This window comes from Prochlorococcus sp. MIT 1323 (assembly GCF_047304905.1).
In the GTDB taxonomy this organism is placed as follows: Bacteria; Cyanobacteriota; Cyanobacteriia; order PCC-6307; family Cyanobiaceae; genus Prochlorococcus; species Prochlorococcus marinus_D.
On record NZ_CP138973.1, the window covers coordinates 54,518 to 78,380 of the forward strand.

General features: G+C 38.0%; 15 protein-coding genes and 1 pseudogene. 7 read left to right on the forward strand and 9 right to left on the reverse strand.

Features of this window, described 5'->3' with window-relative positions; translation table 11 throughout:
- The first annotated feature begins 62 nt into the window (after positions 1 to 62).
- The 3 genes from SIB68_RS00250 (at position 63) to SIB68_RS00260 (ending at position 5,588) form a co-directional block, all read left to right on the forward strand.
- Positions 63 to 2,900, forward strand: a complete 2,838-nt coding sequence (locus SIB68_RS00250) for a hypothetical protein (protein WP_063399700.1) — start codon at positions 63 to 65, stop codon at positions 2,898 to 2,900.
- Between the two features lie 10 nt (positions 2,901 to 2,910).
- Positions 2,911 to 4,488: a hypothetical protein gene (locus tag SIB68_RS00255; protein WP_063399699.1), complete on the forward strand. Its 1,578-nt coding sequence runs from the start codon at positions 2,911 to 2,913 to the stop codon at positions 4,486 to 4,488.
- Positions 4,489 to 4,688: 200 nt separating this feature from the next.
- Positions 4,689 to 5,588, forward strand: coding sequence for a radical SAM protein (locus tag SIB68_RS00260; protein WP_196757092.1), 900 nt, complete (start codon positions 4,689 to 4,691; stop codon positions 5,586 to 5,588).
- Between the two features lie 349 nt (positions 5,589 to 5,937).
- On the opposite strand, the gene SIB68_RS00265 is transcribed toward SIB68_RS00260, so the two are convergent.
- Genes SIB68_RS00265 through SIB68_RS00275 form a run of 3 tightly spaced genes read right to left on the reverse strand, consistent with a single transcriptional unit; the run spans position 5,938 to position 11,302 of the window.
- Complete coding sequence (locus SIB68_RS00265; protein ID WP_081215474.1) at positions 5,938 to 7,938, reverse strand: ATP-binding cassette domain-containing protein; 2,001 nt, start codon at positions 7,936 to 7,938, stop codon at positions 5,938 to 5,940.
- A gap of 5 nt (positions 7,939 to 7,943) precedes the next feature.
- Positions 7,944 to 10,046: a cysteine peptidase family C39 domain-containing protein gene (locus SIB68_RS00270; RefSeq protein ID WP_074160269.1), complete on the reverse strand. Its 2,103-nt coding sequence runs from the start codon at positions 10,044 to 10,046 to the stop codon at positions 7,944 to 7,946.
- A 5-nt stretch (positions 10,047 to 10,051) separates the two neighbouring features.
- A complete protein-coding gene (locus SIB68_RS00275; protein ID WP_196757091.1) occupies positions 10,052 to 11,302 on the reverse strand; it encodes a biotin/lipoyl-binding protein in 1,251 nt (416 codons plus the stop codon).
- 59 nt (positions 11,303 to 11,361) lie between these two features.
- Here SIB68_RS00275 and SIB68_RS00280 point away from each other — a divergent pair, with 59 nt between their 5' ends.
- Complete coding sequence (locus SIB68_RS00280; protein ID WP_063399694.1) at positions 11,362 to 13,092, forward strand: TolC family protein; 1,731 nt, start codon at positions 11,362 to 11,364, stop codon at positions 13,090 to 13,092.
- Here SIB68_RS00280 and SIB68_RS00285 read toward each other — a convergent pair whose 3' ends face one another.
- Positions 13,093 to 14,709 (reverse strand): hypothetical protein, encoded by a 1,617-nt coding sequence (locus SIB68_RS00285; protein WP_063399693.1) that lies wholly within the window; start codon positions 14,707 to 14,709, stop codon positions 13,093 to 13,095. It lies immediately after the preceding gene.
- Positions 14,710 to 15,632: 923 nt separating this feature from the next.
- Between SIB68_RS00285 and SIB68_RS00290 the strand changes: the two genes are divergently transcribed.
- On the forward strand, positions 15,633 to 17,870 hold the full coding sequence (locus tag SIB68_RS00290; protein WP_063399692.1) for a polysaccharide pyruvyl transferase family protein: 2,238 nt from the start codon (positions 15,633 to 15,635) through the stop codon (positions 17,868 to 17,870).
- Here the strand turns inward: SIB68_RS00290 and SIB68_RS00295 are convergent.
- The 4 genes from SIB68_RS00295 to SIB68_RS00310 are packed head-to-tail and all read right to left on the reverse strand — an operon-like array spanning position 17,867 to position 20,888.
- A complete protein-coding gene (locus SIB68_RS00295) occupies positions 17,867 to 18,676 on the reverse strand; it encodes a glycosyltransferase family A protein (protein ID WP_063399691.1) in 810 nt (269 codons plus the stop codon). The genes SIB68_RS00290 and SIB68_RS00295 overlap by 4 nt on opposite strands.
- 3 nt (positions 18,677 to 18,679) lie before the next feature.
- The gene (locus tag SIB68_RS00300; protein WP_081215473.1) at positions 18,680 to 18,961 is read right to left on the reverse strand and encodes an acyl carrier protein; all 282 of its coding nucleotides are present in this window, start codon (positions 18,959 to 18,961) and stop codon (positions 18,680 to 18,682) included.
- 35 nt (positions 18,962 to 18,996) lie between these two features.
- Complete coding sequence (locus tag SIB68_RS00305; RefSeq protein ID WP_063399689.1) at positions 18,997 to 20,058, reverse strand: polysaccharide pyruvyl transferase family protein; 1,062 nt, start codon at positions 20,056 to 20,058, stop codon at positions 18,997 to 18,999.
- Entirely contained in the window at positions 20,055 to 20,888 is an 834-nt protein-coding gene (locus SIB68_RS00310; RefSeq protein ID WP_063399688.1) for a phytanoyl-CoA dioxygenase family protein, read from the reverse strand. Before SIB68_RS00310 ends, SIB68_RS00305 begins: the two co-directional genes overlap by 4 nt.
- 228 nt (positions 20,889 to 21,116) lie before the next feature.
- On the opposite strand from SIB68_RS00310, the pseudogene SIB68_RS00315 reads away from it, so the two are divergent.
- A pseudogene (locus SIB68_RS00315) lies at positions 21,117 to 21,861 on the forward strand (ThiF family adenylyltransferase); the annotation flags it as partial.
- Between the two features lie 75 nt (positions 21,862 to 21,936).
- Here the strand turns inward: SIB68_RS00315 and SIB68_RS00320 are convergent.
- The gene (locus SIB68_RS00320) at positions 21,937 to 22,314 is read right to left on the reverse strand and encodes a hypothetical protein (RefSeq protein WP_236068872.1); all 378 of its coding nucleotides are present in this window, start codon (positions 22,312 to 22,314) and stop codon (positions 21,937 to 21,939) included.
- Positions 22,315 to 22,531: 217 nt separating this feature from the next.
- On the opposite strand from SIB68_RS00320, the gene SIB68_RS00325 reads away from it, so the two are divergent.
- Positions 22,532 to 23,854: a dihydrolipoamide acetyltransferase family protein gene (locus SIB68_RS00325; protein ID WP_063399685.1), complete on the forward strand. Its 1,323-nt coding sequence runs from the start codon at positions 22,532 to 22,534 to the stop codon at positions 23,852 to 23,854.
- Positions 23,855 to 23,863 lie beyond the last annotated feature (9 nt).

The following is a 23,863-nucleotide window of genomic DNA, read 5'->3' on the forward strand; positions in this document are numbered from 1 at the left end:
AAAGTCCCCTGGAGCCACAGATAGACCGTAGCCAGTAAAATGAACAATAAAGAAGGGCATCAGTGAACCCAACTGAAATAATCAATATAGAGATAAAGAAGAAGTATAAAAGAAAGATGTATCTGGAAATTGCCAGATCAGCCCATCTCTATAAAGATATATGCCTAGATGGGGAAGTCAATCATATGATTGCAGCCTCGTGCATGATCCAAGGGAAAGAAGAAGATCTAATCAGAATTCTGAAAGAAATCCATGAGCAAAGACAAACATGCAGAACAACCGCTCTTATTTTACGAAAAATAAGCGGGAACGATAAATCAAAGATCTACACAAGTTTGCTAAATCATTCTTGCTACAAGAAATCAAGATACGAGCAGATAGATGAGCACCTGACGACAATAAAAAATGGCCTGATCATTGCTAAAGAGGAGTATATAGAGATAAAGAAAAACGAGGATATACCTTGTTGGCCGCTAAGATTAGAAAAATCAAATGAGGTATTAGTTGTTTGCTGGAATGCCTCTATTAATGCAATGGGAAGAGCTGCTGTGCTGTGTGAAGCAGCTATAGAGAGTGGAAAGAATGTCGAACTACTAGGGCTATGTAACAGTAATAGCAAACTTGAGATATGGAAACCAATTCTGGAAAAAAATAGAGAGTACAATATAAGTATAATAACATACGAAAGCAGACAAGATTTATTTAGAAAAATAGTAAAATATGCTAAATGCCATAAATATGAACTTGTATGGGCATCAAAAGTAAGATATGAATCATTAGTCGCAGGAATCATCTATAAAGTCATGTACGGAACAATGATAATGGCAGATGTCGATGAATTTGAAAGTAGCTTCAATACAACAGGGATAGAACTTTCTGACGCGAGGATAATAACGACAAAACCTCTCTCAAGGAGAGAAGTTAATGAACTTGCAGATAATCAAAATAGAAGTACATTATCCTGGGATCTTTATGCCGAAAGAATGATAAACATGTACGATAGAATAACAGTAGCATCAGAAAATTTGAAAAGACATTATGGAGAGGCCGCAATAGTATTAAGACACGTAAGAAATACAAATAGACAGTCAAAAAGGACAATAAAAACAAGGCCTGAATTTATAAGTATACTGTTCAATGGAACAATCAGGAAGCATAAAGGTGTCTGTGAATTGATTGAAGTGCTCAGCGAATTAGCAAAGGCGGGGCAACTAATAGAACTATTTCTATACGAGCAGCCGATAGTTGATGAGTTAAAGAAGAAAAACAAAAGCAGCAATCTAGTAATAAAAGAAATAAAAGAAGTACGGTACAGTGAAAACATAGGCATATGTAAGAATTTTGATTTTATATGTGTGCCACAAAACAAAGAGAACAGCATAAGTAATTATCAAACACCGGCAAAGATCAGTGATGCAGTAATAGCCGAAGTAAGTATATTGTCATCCAATACACCGCCAATAGAAGAACTAATTAATAATGGTATTCAAATAGAGATTGTGGAAATGGAAAAAGAAAGCTTTTTAAAAGCAATTTGCAATTCAAGCAAAAAAAAGGCAAATAAACAAGGGGAAAGTATATTCTCAGTGAAATCTATTCCAAATGAACTGCGAGCAATTATCAGAATGCCTAGTTCATACAAAAAGAAAAGGGAAAACAAATGTAGTGAGCGGGTTGTTGAAGAACTGGAAATGTCTTTAGTAGTTGATATAAAAAAAGAGATCGGCAGAAATATTGCGTTCAAAGAAGAGAGTCTAGAGGTTGTTGTCTTGTGGAGACAGGCAGACACGGGGGATTACCCAAGAAGGCAGCACGCAATAACAAGACGATTAGCAAAAGACAGACGAATTAAGCAGGTTCATCACTTTGAACCACCCGTAAACAAGGATTCACTCGATAGACAGAAGAACAAAGAAAGGGTTATTAGAAGATATAGAGGAATCAAGGAAGGCAAGAAGATAAACTATAATACCTATATATACGAAAGGATAAACGTACAAACAAAAGAATCAGAAACATTCAAGTCAATTGATTGGTATCCAGAGTTCATTGAAAAAAGAATACTTCGTTGTGGTAAAGCCAAGAAGAGAATACTTTGGATATATCCACCATATCCAGAGGTTGGCAGTATCATTCAACAACTCGATTATGACATACTAGTAGTAGACATCGTAGACAATCTTTTAACTGAACATGATCCTTCGAGCATGGATTATAAATATACAATGAGCCAATACAAGTATTTTGCGAATGCGGCAGATATGATAATCGTAAATTGTCAGCCGCTGGTGGATTTATTCGAAAATCTTGGAGGTGAAAAAAAAATTAAACTAGTAAAGAATGCCTATCCAGAAATAATCGAGCAGAAGGTACTGTTTAAAGGACCAATCAAAAATTGTATATATACTGGCAACATGAATGGAAGAATGGACTGGCACCTACTAAGGGATCTATCAGCTCACATTCCAGAAGTAAAAATACAATTATATGGTGAAGCCAATGATAATATTAGTTGGCTAATTAGAGACTGCCCAAATATAGAGTGGAAAGGTGTAATTAGTCAAGATGAAATAAGAAACATATTTGATGAATACTCGATAGCAATTGTGCCACATATTAACAATGAAAAAACAAGATATATGAACCCTATCAAAGTATATCAGTATTTGAGCTTAGGCATACCGGTCATCACTTCATGTGAACTGAATATACCAGCAAGCGAAATATTAATCATAGCCAAAACCTTAGAACAGTTCAAGAAAGGACTTAAGCGCATCGAAGAGTATGGAGCATATGAGAAAGATCAAAATGAAATGAAGAAGACCTTTCTTCAATCAAACAATTGGGATTCGAGGATGGAACTAATCTGGGAAAATCTAAATGAACTAATAATAAATTAAGAGCAAAGAAATGAACCTAGACGCAATCGAAGCAGCATGGAAACAAATAAGTGAACAAGACGAAAAAGGATTGCAAAAAATAGTAATTAATGATCTCAATCAATTTGAGAAAAATATATGGGTTCATATACGAGCAATGAAATACTTATCAGAGCTAATGCCTATCGAAGATTTGGTAGAACTGACATCAATAGGAAAGTGGGAAAGAAATGAAGATGGAGAAAAATGCTTGATAGAAAAAATAGAGTCAATAATAAGAAAAGAGAATAATGAACAAGCAAGAATTAGATTATGGCAAGTTTTCGGTAAAAATAAAAGGTTCAAGAGTTTTTCATTGGCGAAACTCGCATCGATTGAATATAAAAATGGAAACAATAAAAAGGCAATAATATTAATGCTATTGGCAGAGAGTCGAGGAAGAATGAGGAATGATCACAAAAGAATAAAACTAAATATTACAACGAATCAGGAAAGACATATAAGGGAAAAAATGGTTAAGGGCTTAATATATGAGCATGAAAATACAAGATCAATAGAAATATTTAGCTCTTTAATGACACTTGCTATTATATCGGGAGGCAAGGATTACACGGAGAGTTTTTATGCATCACCAAAAGAAACCTTGATACAAAGATGGGAGTATCTATTGTGGTTCAATCGAATACCATTAAAACTGAGTAATGAAGAGGAATTTATTGATGAAATACAAAAAAACTACTTAAAAGCATTGGGTGAAAACGACTACAGGTGGCTTTATCAGTATGCACTAGCAATAATAAGGCATGGCAACTATTTAGAAGGATATGCCTTGCTAAAAAGAGTCAATCAGGAACATAAAAGTTTGGGGCACTTATGTAAACCGGCCATAAGATGTCTAAGAGAATACAAAGAAGATGAGAATAAAGCAAAAAAAGAATTAACATGTCGGACACAAAGGCTAACAATTAATAAAGCAAATAATCAAAAAGGTATTTGCGTACTTTTTTCAGGTTGGTACAGCGCTTTAGGGAATATACCTGATTATATAATCAAAGAAAAATTATTAGAGTTGGGAATATCAACAATCATCCTAAAAGATGATAAGTTGAATTGGTTTTTGACCAGGGAAAAAAAAGCAGATGATAAACTAAGACAGCTCATTGATATTAAAATAAAAGAGTTGAGAACAAACGAGTGTGAGGTGGTATTTATCGGTTCCTCCATTACAGGGTTGAGCGCAATCGAATATGCAACTGTATGTGAGGCCACAACTGTTTTACTGTATGCAAGTCCCTATCGAGAGAAAATAAAAATCAAAGGATCTCGTAAGAAAGTAGGAAAAAAGAATGAACTAAAAATAAAAATAATTGAAGAAATGTTTGCCGACACAGAATCACGGATGGAAATTCTTGAGCTAAGGAAAATACAGATTCTCTACGAGTTTGGCTCGGATAATATTGAAGACAGCGAGAATGCAAAAAAGTTCAGAAGATTCGATAATTGCAAGTCTAAAAGCTACAGAGGTATTGCTAGCCATGGAATCTCAGGGTATTGTGTAAGCATGGGATACTTAAAAAAAACAGTAAAATCAATATGTGAGATAAAATAGTGGCAAACCAAAATGAATGGTTGTGGTTGAAAAGAATAAGTATTCACTTGGAGGTGAATAACGTTTGCAATGCAATGTGCCCAATGTGCTATGACAGAAATTATATTGACGCTGATCAAAACGTAAAAAGACTTGAAAATAATTGTAATTATCAAGTTTCATTTGTCGAATTCAAAAGGTGGTTCAGCAATGAATTTTTCATGGAACATAGCATCAAAAAACTAACAATATGCGGTACAGAGTCTGAGCCCACCTTAAATAATGATCTAGAGAAAATGATAAAATATATTAAAGAAAAACAACCATCGACACTGATCAGAATATCAACTAATGGATCAACACACAAAGAAACATGGTGGGAAGATTTTGGGAAAAACTTGAAGCAGTTTAAGAGTACAATTCAAGTCATTGTAGGAATTGATGGCATAGGAACTAACCATGAAAGATATAGGCTAAACACAAATTACTATCAAATAATAAAAAATATGCAGGCATTTATAAAAGGAGGAGGAACAGCTGTTTGGCAATTCATAGTCTTTGATCATAATCAAGAAGATTTAAATGCAGCGAAGGAAATTGCCTTGAAAATGGGATTTTATGATTTCATAGCAAAGTACAGTAACTACTTATCGCGAGAAAAAAGAAAAGAATTGACTTTTAAATGGAAGGGTAAGACGATTCAATTAAAAAGTAGCGAAGCGAATGAACTCAATGAAAAACAAACGAATAACTCAAGCAATATAGAATGCTACTCGAAACAGAAGAATGAAATTTTTATAAGCTATAAGGGAATAGTGTACCCATGTTCGTGGATTAAATCATCTTTAAAGGGATCATATGGTTTAACAGAAACAGAGGGCTCGTTAAATATACTCAAAAAATTTAGTGTCAGAGAAGCTTCAATCCATCAAAAAGGAATCAACGCCATATTGAAAGATAAGCGTAAATGGCAAGAGTTACAAGACTCATGGGACGAAGTATCGACAAGTCCAAAAGTATGCGATTTATATTGTGGAAAAAGGAAACATGAAACACAATGTTATTTTGATATTGCAAGTAAAGAGAATGAAGGGCCTGAGAGACAAGACAAAATTAATTAAGTCTTTAAGGACAATGAAGTCAGAACGAAGCTAAACTGAAAAACATATGAATGAAATGGAATTAATTAAAACAGAGAGCAATCAATCAACAAAGATTGATTCTTGGGACTTTACCAAAGTAAAGCCCGAGATACCTCAGCAACCTATGGAACATTCAATTCCAGAATATAAAGATGATCATCAAATTATTAGAATTATGAGTCATTATTTTATAAAATAGGGATCCCAAATTTGTGATATTTGCTGCGGACCTGGAAGTCTGATAGAATAATTCTCTGAGGAGCATTCTGAAAAAACAATTTTGAGACTAGAGGGAATAGACCCATGGGATTAAAAACTTAAGGATAGACTACAAATCAAGAGAAAAGACATTTGTGAACAGACTTTTAGCAGATAGCCGATGTAATGTTGAGACATGGAGCTTACAGCTGGAGTTCAAAAGCTGAATGACACGAAGATGTTCATCTTCGGTCAAGAAAGACGTTGGCTCATCTGAAAGCAACACAGAGGGTCGATGAAGAACAACACGAGCAGCTTGTAAGAACTGAACCTGACCAGAAGATAGATCACTAGAAAGTTCACTAATCACGGTGCTCAGGCCCATATGCATTTGGGAGAACAAATCATTTAGACCAACCTGGCCAATTGCTGAGAGAATTTGCTCATCAGAGTATTGAAAAGATGGATCGAAAAAATCTCGTATCGTTGAACCAAGTAAGCGACCAACCTGAGGGACATACATAACATTGAATTGATCCAGTTGATTAATAAGTGGAGTGTTAGGAATGTCATTGACCAAAACGGAACCCTGAGTTGGCAAATAGAGCCCACCTAAAATCTTAAGAAGAGTTGATTTACCAGAACCAGGTGAACCTATAATAGCAGTAGAACCATTAATGAATTTGTAGGATATATTTTGCAGCAAAGGTTCTTGGGTGTTGTAGCAGAATGATACTTTGCGGATTTCAATCTGTATTTTTATATCCTCAGAGTCACTCAGCTTAGAAAAACTAAGATTATATCCACAAAACTGATTGAGATCTCGAATTGCATTCTTACTAAAGTAAGTCGGTGCTGAAGCTAGTATCTGAGAAATCGATTCTGCAAGTTTGGTAAATCCACTAGACACCGATGAGAAAGCAACAAAAATGACTAGATAGCTACCCTGTGATATTCCATTGCTTTCTGAGTATAAAAATAAAATAACAGCTATCAATAGTGACCCTAGAAGCGAATTAAGGAAGATACCAGCTTCACTCCATGCGTTAATTCGCAAGGTAATCTCATTGAGATCTTGTCTAAGATTGTAAAAACGTGAATTAAATGAATTAGTAACACCTAAGGAACGTGCGTCACTAATCGTTCTAAAACTATTGAAAAGATGTTGATCTATTCTTGAATTAATTGAAACAAGTCCAAAAGCTATTTTTCCTGTTCTCCACCCGAAAATAACATTGATAATCGCAGGAATAGTACACAAGAATAAAAGAAGAGCGATGACCCATGGCTGTGCTAAAGCAACACCAAATACGATACAATTAATCGCGATAGTAAATACAGCTAATGGAATACTTACAGACAATGTCTTTATGGAGTTAGTAAATGCCAAGGCAGTTTTGAAGGTTTGAGACCATAGACCAGCTTCTCTCTTAGGCAATGATAGGGGTCGTGCTAGTAGATAACGATCAACAATTGAGATAAAACTTCGATAGCGAATATCTTGTTCAACAAGTGTCGAAAATATTGAGGCTATGGATGAACTGACTGAACCAATAAATTGAGCAAGAATAAGTCCTGTGCCAATTAATAAGAGAGAGGGAAGCTCTCCGCGTGGAACAATAGAGCTGAAGATTGGGTCTATCGCGAGAACTGGTAGAACAGATATTGAAGCACCTAGTAGAAGAAAAATAAGGGTTATAAGATAGCTTTGCCACTGAGGATAAAATTGCAGCCATGCAAATTTGAACTTTGAGATTGGCAACAATGGTAAGCGACTAAACAAAATATAAGGTTGATATTGATCATCGGAATAAGATGGTAAAGTAGGTAGTCGAAGAAGACGAGGAGATAAATACAGACCTGTATTAGAATCCCTATTTAATATAAGAATAGGAGAGCGAAAAACCCCCCTGGCAAAATATCCAAAAGATTGGTTACAAGGAACTGCAATAATATTAAGGTCCTGGAGAATCAATAACAATTGAGAAGCTGAAATGTCTGCGGATGAATCAGAAGAAAGTTGTTTATAAAAATCAATTAATTGTGGAGATGCACAAGAGATAAGTGACTCACAAGAAAGAACTTCCTTTAAGGAAACATGTAGAGTGCATTCACCATTATCGCGAGTCATAGAAATCAGGTAATAGAAGAGAGCTGAATTTGTCCTTTAGAGAAGTCAAGAAATGTCTTAAACTCAATCTGATTAGGAACTTCATGGGATATCAAAATAAGGTTAGGGCAATAACGCATCGCTCCTGAGATAACAAGAGATCTATATCTCTCCGATATTGGAGATGCAGACTCATCTAGTATAATTAGTTTGGGTGAACGTGCTAACACACGAATAAGTTGAACCAGTACAAGTTCACCACCACTCAGATCACGAAAAGAGGAGCTAAGCCTCCGATTTGAGACAGAAAATAGCGGGAGATCAGAAATACCAAGTGTATTAATAATCTCTAAAATAACGTCAACGGAAGCATCTGAACCAATTCGAAGGTTATCAAAGACTGAGCTTTCGCGAATATAAGGGACACCATCAACAAGACCAACAAGCATGTTTAAATCAGTAAATGATATGCCGCTGACTTCATGTCCATACAGTTGAACCGACCCGGATGAAGCAAGTGTACGTCCGGAAACTACACGAGCAAGCGTTGATTTTCCAGAACCACTCTCACCCTTGATAAGAACGGGAAACTGTTCTGTTGACAATGAAAGAGAAAGCCGATTCAGAATTTTGGGTGAATATACGGAATAGGAGTAAACAACATCTGATAAATTCAAGACTAGTTGTTGTGGATCGATTACTAAGCTTGAATCAGATTTCAAAAGAAAACGCTTATCAACCGGTTGGTCTGTAATATCAGACAGACGTTGTATAGATACATTCGTTTCTTGAAGTGTTCTGATAACATTCGAAAGATTCATCAGAGGGGAAAGTGACATTGACACAAGAACATCAATGGCGGCGTATTGGCCTAGTGTCATTTGACCAGACATGATAACAACACCAGCAGCTATTAATAATAATGCTGAACTCGTGTTGTCCAAAACTGACAAGAAAAACTCTTCTCTGACGAAATTGAATGACAAGTCGTTAGATAAAGAAATGCGATTACATTCAGCATTACTGATACTTTTAAGGTAATACTGTTCACGTCCTTCAAGACGGATTTGATCAAAGTCAGTTATCAAATCATAGGTATATCGTTCTGTTAGTGCAGTACATTCTTGAACCTGCTGTTGCTTAGACCGTTGCCTAGGATTAATAGCAATAGCAATTCCTATCGCAAATACAGCAGCAAATAAAGTAAGGATAACAAGAACTAAATTTGTCAAAAATAGAATAAAAAAGAGGATGCCAAGGTTGACAAATGCAACCACAAGTTTAACTAATGACGACTGACTCGACCGGAGAATATTATCAGCATAATTAAACCTAGATATTGTGTCTCCAGATCTACGCGATAAGAAGTATTCTTCTGGAAGATAAAGCATACGCTGGAAAATGCGTGAATTCCATTTAAGGGAAAGATCAGTATATTTTTTAGCAACATATAAAGCGAGAGCGAAGAGAGATAAGGAAGCAAGAAGACCTGTGATAATTTGGACATAACCCAATGGTGTCGACCATTGCTTAATCTGCATCTCAACGATCCAATTGAAAAAAACATCTTGAACTTGTGCGTTACCAACCGCAAAAAAGGAAGAAACAATAACTAGTGAAAGAGCAATGATTAGGAAATATGGGCCAATATCGTTAAGGCTTAATATTCTTGGCACGTTGGCATCGCCAGTACTGTCAAGGGCATGCTTTTTGAGGACAGATGGGATGACACGAGACTTTAAGTAGACAGAGCTGAAATTACTTTGCGCTTCCTCTAAAGGCATCGAAGTGACTCCAAAGGCAGGGTCGTAAACAGTCACAGTATTATTAGTACGTTCTGACAAGACCACAAAATGACTCTCATGCCAAAGAGTAATACAAGGAAGATTTTCTGAAGGTATCTCAGAAATAAGTTCTGTATTCTCAGGGACAAGACGCAATCCGAGAGAAGATGAGAAACGCATTAAGTCTGAAAGATTAATACCACCCCTGGTAGACCCATAAACCTGGCGAATAAGATTAAGTTTATAGGGTGAACGATGAAACAAAAGAAGCATAGATAAACATGCCAATCCGCATTCAGCTTCCTCCGCTTGATAAACAATTCTAAGTTTATTTGTCTTATTCATAGAGATTAACTAACTCGTACGTAACCGGCTTCTTTTCTAAATGCAGGCACAATATATTGAAGAGGTGACCACTGGTCATAAACACATTGAACATCGGCTGCCGAACCTGATATAAAACCCCAAGGGGGAACTAGGCCTGTTGTCCAAATGGGTTTATCATCCTTCAGGTCAATATTGACGACCACGAGATATGGAAATGCGTTGAAACTATTATTCCCTTCATCATCCTTGGATAACTTATCAAATAATTGCTGAACCGTATAATCAAGACCAATTCGACGCTGGTACTCTCCAGGGTTGGTTGGTAAGAGACCAACACTTTCGGCTGTTGCTCTTACATAGCCATATCTTTCTGGTGGAGACTCAGCTGGGCTGATAAGACACTGGTCACCAGGCTTTACTCTTTTTGCCATGTCAGCTGGCATGACAAAAATCCCCTTTACTAATCCAGTCTTGAAATTGACTTGAGCAATTGTGTCGCCTTCTTTGACATAGTCGCCAGCGGTAACGTCTATCAAAGAAATAATCCCGTCTTGGCGAGCAATGATTTCCTTCGTAAGTTTTAAGTTGTAATTTGCAATTTGTGCATCTTGCTGATCGTTAATCTGACCACTCCTCGAGGCAATTGTAAGTTTAAAGAGATCAGACTCAAGTGAGTTGGATTTTCCTTTCAGGGCAAGCAATTGAATCTTGATGTCATCAACTGACTTTAGTTGCTGAAGATATTCCGAATAACTAATGTCATTAGTGGACAACAAAGAATTCATTTTTTCCAAAAGATATTCGTTGTCAACAAGTTGATCTTGTAAAGTAAGCATAGATGATTTTGTGGCCTTGATCTGCCTGATTGTCGATTCCTCTTGTGCTACAAGTTGGGCTGGTGTTAGATCAGACGAAATCTGATAAACCTCTTCGCGATTCGCTGAATTTATCAACTGCTTGGTATTATCAATTTTTGCTATCACATCACCAATTCGGACTTCTTGACCCAACTCGACCTCCACAGATATTACTCGACCTTCAATGGGGGTAAAAACTCGATTTACAATGCCGCGTTTAACTGTTAACCCTACACCATGAGATGTAGGCTTAATACGATAAAAAGCAGCCCATATTACAGTTAGACTTGCCAAAGAGAAAACGGACAAAATAAGAATAAGTATAGGAGAAGAGCTGACTTTTTTTGCCCAATTTGGATTGTAATCGGCCTGAAGCTGACGATAGAAGAATAGTGCAAATTGTTTAAATTTGATCATAATTTGTTCGACTTTTCGTAAACATTTTGCTAGCATTAGCTTATTATAGTCGAAACTGCATGAAAGGCAAAAAAGCAATCATGTTGTTACTTACTGGCCTAGCCAGTGTAACGGAAGCAACCAAAATATCTTTTTCAGAAGAAGCTCCTATGCCAGCAACAATTTCCAATACGAATGAAGTTCTGGCGGCCCAGCAAGAGCTTGGAAGATTGAGAGCAGAAGACCTTGGATTTGAATTTAGCTCTGATTTAATGAATAAAAAACAACAAAAACTTCTACTCAATAAAATAACACTGATTCCCGTCAACGACAATGAATTAGATATTATTCATTACGACCAAAATACATATAGTTGCTGGAAGCAAAAGCAACGAATTATGTTGCTACGTAAGAGATGCCAACCATTTACACAAGAAGAACAAAATTCACTGAGTTTAGACTCTATCTTACTGCGAACAATTGTGCATAGTCCGCTGATACGTTCAAAAGTCAATACTACTGAAAGTAAGCGATGGCTGGTAAGAAAAGCATTCTCTACTTGGTATCCCAGTTTGAGCTTGTCATCAGGTTCGCTCCTAAGTACAAACGTCAAAAACACCCAAAATTATGGGACGCCACCTGATTCAACCAATCCTTCAGTATCTGGAACAGCTTTTCAACCAACAGATCCAATCTCTAACTCCAGTACTCAAAGCAATAATTCCAATGGATTAGTTACACCATACACAACAACAAGTTCGTACACACAGGCTTATCCTGTATTAACACTCAATTGGCAATTCTTTGATGCTACTCGAGCAGATAACATAAACGCCGCAAAATTTGGGCTTGATTCAGCAACTCAAGATACTAAATATGCAATACACCAAGTCATAACAGAAGCAAGTGCACTCTACACCGCAATAATAACTGCTGAATTAAAAATTGCAGGCTTTTTAGATCAGCTTATAGCATACGATCGCTTTATAAAAGTCATTAAAAATCAGGTGCAAAAGGGTTACACCCCTATCAATGAGTTATATAATTCTCAGTCTCAAAAACAGGGAATATTGTATGAATTAAGCAATTCAGAATCAGAATACTTACAGAGCATAGAAGCTCTAAAAGCCCTTTTGAATATAAGCCCAAATCAGTCATTAATTATTGGCAATGAAATGTTCATGCCAAGCTATTGGCCATATTCAGAGCAAGAGACTGAAGATATGATTTATAAATACCCAGAAGTTCAATCATATTTCAAACAGTCGAGTCAATATCAAAGCCTGGCAAAATCAGAATACAAGTCTTATATTCCAAAAATATCCTTGTTGGGATACACAACTTATGTGGGAACAAAAGGTAGTATGTCATATTCTCCACCAAAGCAACCGAATGGTGCCTGGAGTGAACAGTGGTCAAATTACATTGGAATAAACGCAACATGGAATATTTTTGATGGGTTTTCAGAATATCAAACAGGAAAAAGCTATATGAGCCAATCAGATTCCTATAGGGAACAAGGTGAAAATACAATTGTACAATTGAGAGAAAGCATATATGGCGCATTAGCAACATTTAAAATGAGTGGAAGGTTGCTCAACCCTTTGATTAAAAGCTACCAATTAGCAATTCAAAGCCTGAGCTCACAAATAAAGAGGTCAAATATAGGGTTGGATGATCCAACAGATGTTTATCAAGCTGAAATGCAAGCAGCTACAATCATTAATAGCTTTTCAGAAGCATACTCTTCTGTCCTAAACTCTTATTTCACATTGCTAGATTTATCCGGCGCTTATATTTACATAGAGTGATCAACTAGCTTCCGTTGTCTCATACAAGCCTGGATCAACTGACTTTCCTGTTACATCTACCTTGCCTGTATTGGGATCAATTGATAAATCTACTGTAGCAGATGGTTTTGCATATATTTCTGTAATTTCATCACCTTCATCAATAGTGTCAACGAGGATTGGCTTAGTCTCATCAGCTTTCAAGTCAACATCTATATCTCCCATCTCAACATTTGAGGTTACTCCTTTATTAGAAATGTCAACATCTCCATCAACAGAAGTGCTGATTGTCGCTGAAATATCAACACCATCAACGTCCGTATCAACAGTTCCGGAAACCTTAACATCTTGATCTAGCTCTAAATTACTAGCTTCGTTCGTAGCTTTACTCTCAGAAGGATCCTTGAGATCCACATTAATAGCCTCATCGAAATTGCCTGTAACAGTTGTTGTGCCGTCAACAGTAAATTTATCTCCTGAATAATCTTCTTTGATTGTTTCATTGACCTTAGCATCAACATTAACTTCTAAACCACTACTTTCAGTGGTTACTGATGGTTTTTCTCCTGATTCAAAATCAATATCCATGCTTGATTTATCATTAAAGGTAGCCTCACCAGAGATTGAACCATCCTTATTAGTCTCATCAATATCCGTGCTGCCTTTAATATCTACAGTACCTTCTATATTTAGATCATTTACAGAAACACCACTCCCTTCATCGAAATCTAATGATGCTGAACCACTTAGACTTCCAGAAATCTCAGTAGAACCTTCTGTTTTATCAGCACTTGCTGAATCAGATATTTCAACCTGAACACCATCTGCCTGGCCTGCTGAATTGTCTGTTTCTGAGACTGTTACGCTGGCATTACTACCATCTTTAGCCAGGTCTTCGTTAATCTCATCACTGGCTTTGGTTAAAAGAGCATATACTTCATTAATGGCGTCACTTTTTAAGTCTGACTGTATTGTACTTAGGTCATTATCGATTGAATTCGAATACAGCGATGTGGCATCAGAAATATCAGATTTAAGCTCATTTACCTCTCTAGATATATCACTTTTAGAACTATCCGTGTAAGAACTCTCTTGTTCGGAAACATCTGATTGAGTTTCATTTTCTGCCTGTTCATAAGAATGTCTCACATCTGAGACATCAGAAGATGCCTCCGACGTAGCATCGTTGGTTGCTTCAGATTCTGCGTCTGTTTCTACGCCAGCAACAGCCCCTTTTGCTTTCTCAGGAAGTTTTGATGCTGCAGCTGCACCACCAGCAGTACTATCGAGTGAGCGTTTGTATGAAGCGTAGGAGCTGGTAATTGAGGCAATAGCTCCGCTTTGCTCCAGCTTATGCAGAGCATTCAAAACAGCACGAACTGGAGCCAGATCTTCAGGATCGACCTGACGAGAACGAAGCCAATCAGATAATGTTGTTTGAGAACCGTCAATCTCTAGAGGCAGTGAATTGACAGCTTCTTGTATCAGCTTTGGGTCAAAGCCAAGTGATTCAATAATTAGTTTTCTATCGGGTCGATTATTAGCATTAAAATATATGTTTTTTAGTTTCCGATCACGTCCGAGTTCTTGATAGAAAGCAAACAACTCTTGTCTTGCTTCGTCAGAACTGACAGACATTAGGTTTTAAATTACTGAACTTATCTTAGGAATAAAAGCTTTTAGTGATCATAAAGAAACAATTGTTGATACTAGCGACCATCTATTTGTTTTCGCAGCAACCCCGGATATAAGACGATAACTCAATATTTTTATAATTGGAGACGGTGGAGAAAAGCAGATCTTTGAATTATCGAATTGGGATGCAATCGGTCAATAATATTGCGTCTTTTATAGTCATCAGGACAATAGGAGCCCCAATTGAAAGGGTGTTGAAAGTTAATCTTATAAATTTTAAAAAAAACAATAACAAATATTATTCGAAATCACAGAGACTAGCTGCATTGAACCACTATTGATAAATTCAAATACGCTTGTGTCAATTACATACAGTGGCGATCCCTTTGCCAGTAATAACTATTTACAACTTGTGAACATCTTTAACAGCTGACGAATATAAAAATATCGGATTAGTAATTGCGATTAAAGGCATCAATTTAACACCTTTTGTATTGAAGACATATTCTGAGCTTTGGAGAAACCTCATAATCATCACAATATCCGTTGATGCAGCTTGCAAAGGAACCTATCGATAAGAGCGTCTCCCCGGTCATTGGGAATCACTTAGGCAAAATCTGCAGTATCCATTGAAGTGGAGACAATTATAGAAGATTTCTACCAAATTTATCCTATATCTTTGTGTTTACAAACTTAATCTTAGGCAAATGCTATCATTTTATTAATTAGCTGATCAAGTCTGTTTTGACCATTTTTATTATCAACTCACTTCTTAATTGGGGAATGTATACCTCAGAAGAATACCTTAGGCTAGATTTATCACAGCCTTCAAATATTCACAACAAAGTGTTGATTGATATTTTTCAAGAGATTAATATACGCCCTCTCAAGTCACCACAATTGACTCTAGGATTTGGAGCTTTCTAATGTTTACATGCGACGAGTTACGAGAAATTTGGGTCTACGGCACTTTTGATGTAGACAACTTTGGTGATTTACTTCTACCACTCATTGCTCAACATAAATTAGGTCATCATCACCGCGTTGTACCTGTTAGTCCTGAAGGAATGAGAACACAATATCAAGATGCAAAATGCCCTAGATCAATCGAAATCAATGGAATTCCTTCAATAATCTTAGTTGGTGGAGGAAACATCATTACAAGAGAACTGAAAGAACTAGCAGAATATCCTTCTTGGAAATTTGATACCGACACAGCAGCGCTTTCAATATGGCTAGGTCCACTCTTTCAGGCATTAAGGCTCAATGTTCCACTCGTATGGAACTCGCCTGGATGCCTTGAACCCTCCGACATTAGGGGACCACTACAGCATTCGGTATCTAGGTGGATTAATGAAGCATCCACGCTACCTGTTCGACTGAGAGACAACAGCTCTGCTAAAAGATTTTCTGAATTTTACGATGGGCCTATTCAAATTATACCTGATACAGGATATAGTGTTATTGATGCATACCCATATGTCACTCTATTAGAAAGACTAAATATAGTTAGGCAAAAATATTGCTTCGGTGAAAACTATATAGCATGCCATATTAAAATTGAATATGCAGATATAAGCTCTGAATATATAGCTAATATTCTTGATCGAATAGCGAACCATCATCATATGGAACTTGTTTTATTGCCACTTGGCCTATGCCATGGTGATTTAAAAGTTCTGTATAAAGTCTCTAAGAATTTAAAGACAAAACATACAATCATTGATCATGATTTTATGATTATTGATACATTATCAATAATATCAAATGCACATTTAGTGATTACCTCTTCATATCATGCATCCATAATTGCTTCAGTTTATGAAACCCCCTTAAAGCTCATTGCACCTAAGATCTTAGAAAAGTTTGACGATCTACATTTGATCCTCGGCATTGAGCGATTCGAAAGTTGGTCAACATTAACACCCGATCTAGACTTCGCAAAAACTAAAATTATTTGTCAAAAAGCACTTGAACAAACAAGAAAGCTACAGCAACACTGGGACGATATCAAAGATTTGCTTCGACTAAGTTTTCAACAAACTACTCAAAGGAAGCTGCCAGATTCATATCTATCACAACAACCAATCGCAAGAATGGCAATTTATTATTCACTGTTGAAGAAGCCGCGTTATAGAAGAGGCCGTCAGAGTTGTCCGATCTGTGGTTCAAGCAACTTTCTACCAGGAGGCTCGATTCATTTCCGACGTAAACGTGTTTGCAAGCATTGTGGTTCACGACCACGTCATCGAGCTGTTCATCAAGTCTTTAAATCTCTGAAAATCAATCCTGATAGAAAAAAAGCATTGATGTTTAGTCGAGACCCTTCAATTGACCCCAAGCCATTCAGTTCGTTTGAATATAGTATCTTTGATAAAGACAACCATATTAATTTGATGTCCATTGATAGAGAGAACGAATCATATGATTTAATCTTTCTAAATCATGTTTTAGAACATGTACATGATGACCAAAAAGCTTTATCCGAGTTGGCCAGGATATTAAAAGGTAACGGATACATTTTCATTACCGTGCCCAGCCCAGCTTTAATCAACGAGACTGAAGATTGGGGATTTCCAGATCCTAAACTTCACGAACATTATCGAACATACGGTAGAAACATCTATCATTTTCTAAAAGACACCCTTGCTGACTTTACTATTTATGAGGTCGAAGCAGAAGACCCAATTACACAAATTCCAGAATACGTCTATGTTTGTCACAAGGCTAACGTTTATTCGCTGAAATCAGACGTTATTTTAAATTTGAAAATTGTTGATAAACCATCTATCAATGAAAAGCCTGTTCTTGAAAATGGACTATGGCATCTTCGCAAATTAATAGAAACAAGGAATAATCGCAGAGCTCAAAATGCTCTTTCAAGACTCCGTCTTTCCTTTCCAGATGAATTGCGTGTATCAATGCTGGAATGTGACTTACTTCATAGTGAAGAGTTATTTGCTGAAGAGCAAAAACTTCTAGAAATATGTTCGAAGCAACATATCTATAATCATTCAATCATTCTTCGAAAAGCAAGATTAATAGCTGTACAAAATACACAAATAGAGGCATTGAAATTTCTAAGCGATAGCCTCGGCCGAGAATGTGTCTCCAATCAATCCCTTGAAAAAACTCTAGAACCAATCAGATATTTTTTAAACTAGTGAAAAGACACTCGATGTCTTTTGGGAGGTTTAGCTCTGATTTTGAAATACTCCAGAGTCATTTCCTTCAAAGCCTTACGTGTCTGAAGTGGAGATGATGTTGTTGTGCCAAAATGAAATTGATGAAATGTGCCAGCATCAGCCAATACCTTAAGCTCACAATTATTTTCAATCAATCTTGAAAGTAAATCAGCCGATGCAAATCCACCGTCTTTTCTTTGAAATTGAAGATCATAACCATTGACCTCATCCCACATCTTCCGACTTAGGAACAGGCAATTACTTTCAAATATAGTAGGGCCAATTCCAGCATGAGGTTCGAGAAAAGACAATTCAATTAATTGACTTGTCTTTAAAAATGGCCATCCACAGTCTATTAATAACTTGTCTTCACATTTAAAACTTCCAGCACCGTGGTTACCATACATTTGATAATCAGTGCCAAGCTGGTAGTTAGGAACATGGACAACAGTATATAGACTTAAATATTGATCTACCTCTCTAATAATATTTGGAGACCAAAGTCTTGCTCCGTCAATCATAAGGCATAGATAATCTCCACAAGCACGTTCAACCGCAAGGTTCATGGAAGCATGAATAGGTATATCTAGCTCACTAAAGTCTATCACATTGACATTTATGTAATTAACAATATTACTGTCAATGGTTTTTAAGCTCTTGGAGTTATCTGCAATAATTATTTCCGCAGATACTACAGTTTGACTGAGTGCGGATAATATCGATGTCACAGTATTACTGATCTGATGAGTTAATTCATAAGATCCGACGATGATCGACAGTTCCATTACCTAGGGAATATCAGTACAATACTTTGCTAGTGAATTAAGGGTCTTGTGATCCACGAGCAGCATAGGTTCAAATGTAATTCCATATTCATCCTCGATAAGAGATCCCATCATATGTGCTTCAAGTGAATCCATCCCTAAAACTTCAAAATCAATATCCATCTCGTCATTGTAGTTTTCAGGTAATCCCCACACATCTTCAACATAGCGTAGTAGCCAAGAACGAAATTCTTCATATGTGGCAGGAACGATTGGTTTTAGGCAAACAGACTTCGGAGAAGACATCTTTTTATAGACGGTGTGTTCTTATTATAGGTTTCTTATCCAAAAATAATTCTCTTTACTTTCTGCCAATGCAAATCTAGGATAGAGCTTGATTCAGAGCCTAATATAGCAAAAGTACGGGCATCATGATTTTTAATATCATGGAGATGTTGCCAGGATTCAGTAACAAATCCTGGCCTGTGCATAGCTGCCGTAATTGCTTTAAATTTATTGTAATGCGGTTTGGTGATTAAGATCACATCCCCACCAACAGAAGCCTTTGTCACATAGGTATGCATCGAGCTTGTGATGACAAGCCTCGCCTTCTGGATGCTATTAAATGATTGTTGAATGCTCGGTGCCACTTCAAATACAAAAGGAACAGGGGCGTGAGCTGATAGTTGCTGGCATGCCATCAAGTCGCTGTGTGATTCGGAATTCGCATGAGCGACGATAGGGAGGGACCACCGTTGGGCCAAATCTGCGAGATTTGACGCAACATCACTCAGATTAAAACCGAATAGGCTACGAGGCCTTATATTCAGTAAAATTTTTCCTTCAGCCTTTGACATTTTACTACCATGAAAAAGATCAGCATGATCGCGATGCAAAGCTGTATCTGGAACTATAAATTCATTTTTATCAGATCCCATTATCCTCCAAGTCGACAAGTCTCTCCAGGAGATATAATCAACTCTACTTTTTAATTGATCCCATCGTTTTAAAGTATTTCTTTTTAATGGTGCAAAAGCTCCAACAGCGTTAATGATGATTCTGCACTCTTTCTCCAAAGCAATTTCAAGACCTCTTAACCAGAAATCAGAGCCGATGCTATTAAGCGGATATGGTGACTTTTTACTCTCGACAAACCCAAAAGGGATGTCAAAAAGCATATTGCCTCCAATGAGTATAACAATATCACCATTCTGAATAAGATGCTGCGCACGCTCTAGAGAAATTGACGGCCATGCATCACTGAATGTCGATTTTTTACCTGTTAAACTAACACACTTTATTAACATACCAGTTGAATTAATATGGTGACTGAATATATAGGGGAACAGAGCATCGCCATAGTTACTTAAATCATGCATTCCTAGCAGCCATACAGTTTTCATAGCTTTGAATTACAATTCTTAGCCAGTGCAGAATGATTCAGCTTCCGGAAATATTGCCTATTAAATTGCAGCCATTTTTTTTCTTGAGTTATCCAACAAGATGGATCTTCACTCAGTGGCATATGTTCTTGATTACCAAGAGGAGAATAAATCTTCTTATTTAAATAGTCTTCATCGAGAGTATCTATGTTGGCATAGCGTAATACCAAGCCAATACGCCAGTCATTAGATTGATTATTGCTAGACATATGTGCAATTTGACAATGGTGGACGCTAAATTCGCCTTTGCCTAATTCCATCGGAACAAGCTTGCTCCCATCAATACACTCTTCACAAGTTTCTTTCATTTGAAGAATATTATCTTTAGACTGGCTAGATTTATGTCGAAGCTCTTGACAATGAGTTCCTGGAATCACTTGCATGCAACCATTGCTGAGATTTGAATTTGTTAGTGCGATCCAAATACTCAGTGCATGATTATTCTTTAACCCCCAATAGACTGAATCTTGATGAAGGGTGAGATGATCATTACTGCGCGGGGGCTTAGCAATGAAGATTGTATTAATACATACAACGTTCACCCCAATAAGCGACTTAACCATTCGAACAACCTGCTCATCATTAACCAATTCATTAATTTCTGAATACAACAGATGTGGATTCATTTCCTTGTTGAAAAAGCTAAATCTTGAAAACGATGTTTTGGAGCAGGAATCAATTTTCTTATCTCGCACTATTTCACTCATATAGAGATTCAATGCATTATCAACATTCACCTTTCCTGCGGGGCAGATGTAACCATTTTTAGTGAATTTTTGAATATCGACCATTGCTACGTCTATTAATCACTCACTCTAGCTAGTATCACTTCACATTACATAAGAATTTACATATTTCAGCTATAGTTAAAAATGAGTAATATTAAAAATGATTGAAGTACTCATTTCTCTTTCTTCGATCATCAGCTCATACAGCCTTTTTGTCCATATCTAACTTGAGGTAAAGATTAACTTAAATGCTGAGAATATCATTCTTGACCAGTATTAAAAGTCTCGAATTCGTGTCATCTTTCTCTCCCAAAACTTGGAATTGTTTGTCAAACACGACTTAAGGCCGCATCTGTTTTGTTTCTTGGATCTGGAGGTTTAGGGTCACCTATATTGCTTTATTTTGCAGCTGCAGGAATAGGGAAAATCGGAGTCGTAGATTTTTCATATTGTTGATGAATCAAAACTTAAATCACAAATCATTCACGGTACATCTAAAGTTGTTTTGTTGAAAATAAAGTCTGCAAAGGACAGCATTCATTAATTCAATCCGTTTGCGATGTAAGGATTCACAATATAGCTCTAAGCAGTGATAAAGCACTCGATATTCTCAAAGACTACGATATTGTCTGTGACGTAACTGATAATTTCTAGCCCGCTATTTAATCAATGATGCATGTGTCTTTCTTGGAAGACCAAATGTCTATGGATTTATCATTCGTTTTGAAGGTCATGCACTAGTTTTCAATCTTGATGATAAAAGTCCGAATTATCGAGACTTATTTCCAAGTCCACTTCCACCAGAAATGACACCATCTTGTGCTGAAGACGGTGTCATCGTTGTCCTTCCTGGAATCATCGGTGTTATACAAGCAACTGAGGTCATCAAAATCATTACTGGAATAGGAAATCCACTGAATGGTGGCCTTTTACTGTTCCATGCATTTGAGATGAAATTCGATGAACTTCAACTCTTAAATCATATCACAATACGCCAAAAATCACAGAGCTTCTTTACTACAGCATATTTTGTGGCCATCATTGTTCATTAGTAGATTGAATTAAGGCTCAAACCATAAGTTCGCTTCAGCCTTTCTGAATCAGTCAGCTTTTAGGAGAATGATGTTTTCATACTTGCATGGCTTTTTGAGTATTTGCCTATCCCTAATACTCGTTCGCAATCCATGATTCTGTCGAATGCATCACCGATTGCGTAATCAGTTTTCTCGCCCTGCTCTTCCAGTTTTTTGATTTTTTTCTCTAGTTCAAGCATTGGTTTTTGCGCCTTGATGTTTTCAGTTCCGCCATGACTTTTGGCTTCAGGCTCTAAGGCAGCATGATTCAAAAGGATCGATCCCTCTGATTGCAGATATAACGCTGCCAATTGTTCCAGCACCTTTGTGTATTTTTCACCCTTTTGTTTACAGCGTGATCTGAATGCATCCAGCAAATCGGGATTAAAGTTCGCCGAGAATTGCCCTGCTCTCACGATCGACTGTCGATGTATAGGCAAATTTAACAGGTTTGCCTATACATAGCGGCTCTTTTGTATAGGCAAAGCTGCCGCGAGGGATCCTTCGCTTTAATATCTTGATTGATCAACCTCAGTCAGCTCCTGCTATTTGCCTTAGGAACGTTGCAACGAGGTTTGAGCACCCCTCAAAATTCAAGCCGAGGACAGGATTATCGCAACTCACGACATTTTCATGCCTGCTCTGAGCTCAACGATGACGGAGGGCAAGATCGTTGAGTGGCTTAAGCAACCTGGCGACAAGGTTGGGCGTGGTGAGTCTGTGCTTGTGGTGGAGTCAGATAAAGCGGATATGGATGTGGAGTCATTTCAAGATGGCTACTTGGCCGCGGTCTTGATGCCTGCTGGTCGTTCGGCTCCAGTGGGCGAAACGATTGGTTTGATCGTTGAAAGTGAGGCCGAAATCGCGGCTGTTCAGGCCAATGCCCCTGCGCCAGCGTCTGATTCTGCCCCTCTCAAGACTGCTGCAAAAGTTGTCGATGATTCAGCGCCAGCACCAGCAGTGCCACCAGCGCCAGTCATGGAGAGTCCCACTGTTGCGGCTCCGCCGCCTGTTGTCAGCCAAGCAGTAGACACTGATAAACGCATCGTTGCTTCACCGCGGGCTAAAAAACTTGCTGTGCAGATGGGTGTTGATCTGGCCAAGTTGAGGGGTAGCGGACCCCATGGCCGTATCCAGGCTGAAGACGTGCAGCTGGCTGCAGGTCAGCCGATCAGTGTGCCTCAGGTTGCTGAAGGAAACGCTTCTTTCGCAACGCCGCATGCAACTTCTGCAGGCGTTGCTCATGCAGTGTCATCTCCTGTAGGTCAGAGCTTTGGGGCCCCGGGAGAAACCGCAGCCTTCAACAACCTCCAACAAGCGGTCAATCGCAATATGGAGGCCAGTTTGGCCTTCCCCTGCTTCAGGGTTTGCTACACGATCACGACTGATCAGTTGGATGCTTTTTACAAGCAGGTGAAGCCTAAGGGCGTCACGATGACAGCCCTTCTGGCCAAAGCCGTGGCCTTGACGCTGGTGCGTCATCCCCAGGTGAATGCTGCCTATAGCACCGCTGGGATGGTGTATCCAGAGCAGGTGAATGTTGCGATTGCAGTGGCGATGGACGATGGCGGTCTGATTACACCGGTTTTGCAGAACGCTGATCGCACTGATCTTTATGAGATGTCGCGGCAGTGGGCAGATCTTGTGAAGCGCTCACGCAGCAAGCAGTTGCAACCCGAGGAATACAGCACTGGTACTTTCACACTCTCCAATCTGGGCATGTTTGGCGTGGACCGCTTTGATGCAATCTTGCCCCCTGGCACTGGCGCAATTTTGGCGGTAGCTGCATCGCGGCCTGCTGTGGTGGCAGGAAAGGATGGCTCGATTGCTGTCAAGCGCCAGATGCAGGTGAACCTCACTGCCGACCATCGCGTGATCTATGGCGCCGATGGGGCCGCCTTCCTTAAGGATCTTGCAGAGCTGATTGAGACGCGGGTAGAGAGTTTGGCGCTCTGAAGAGGATTC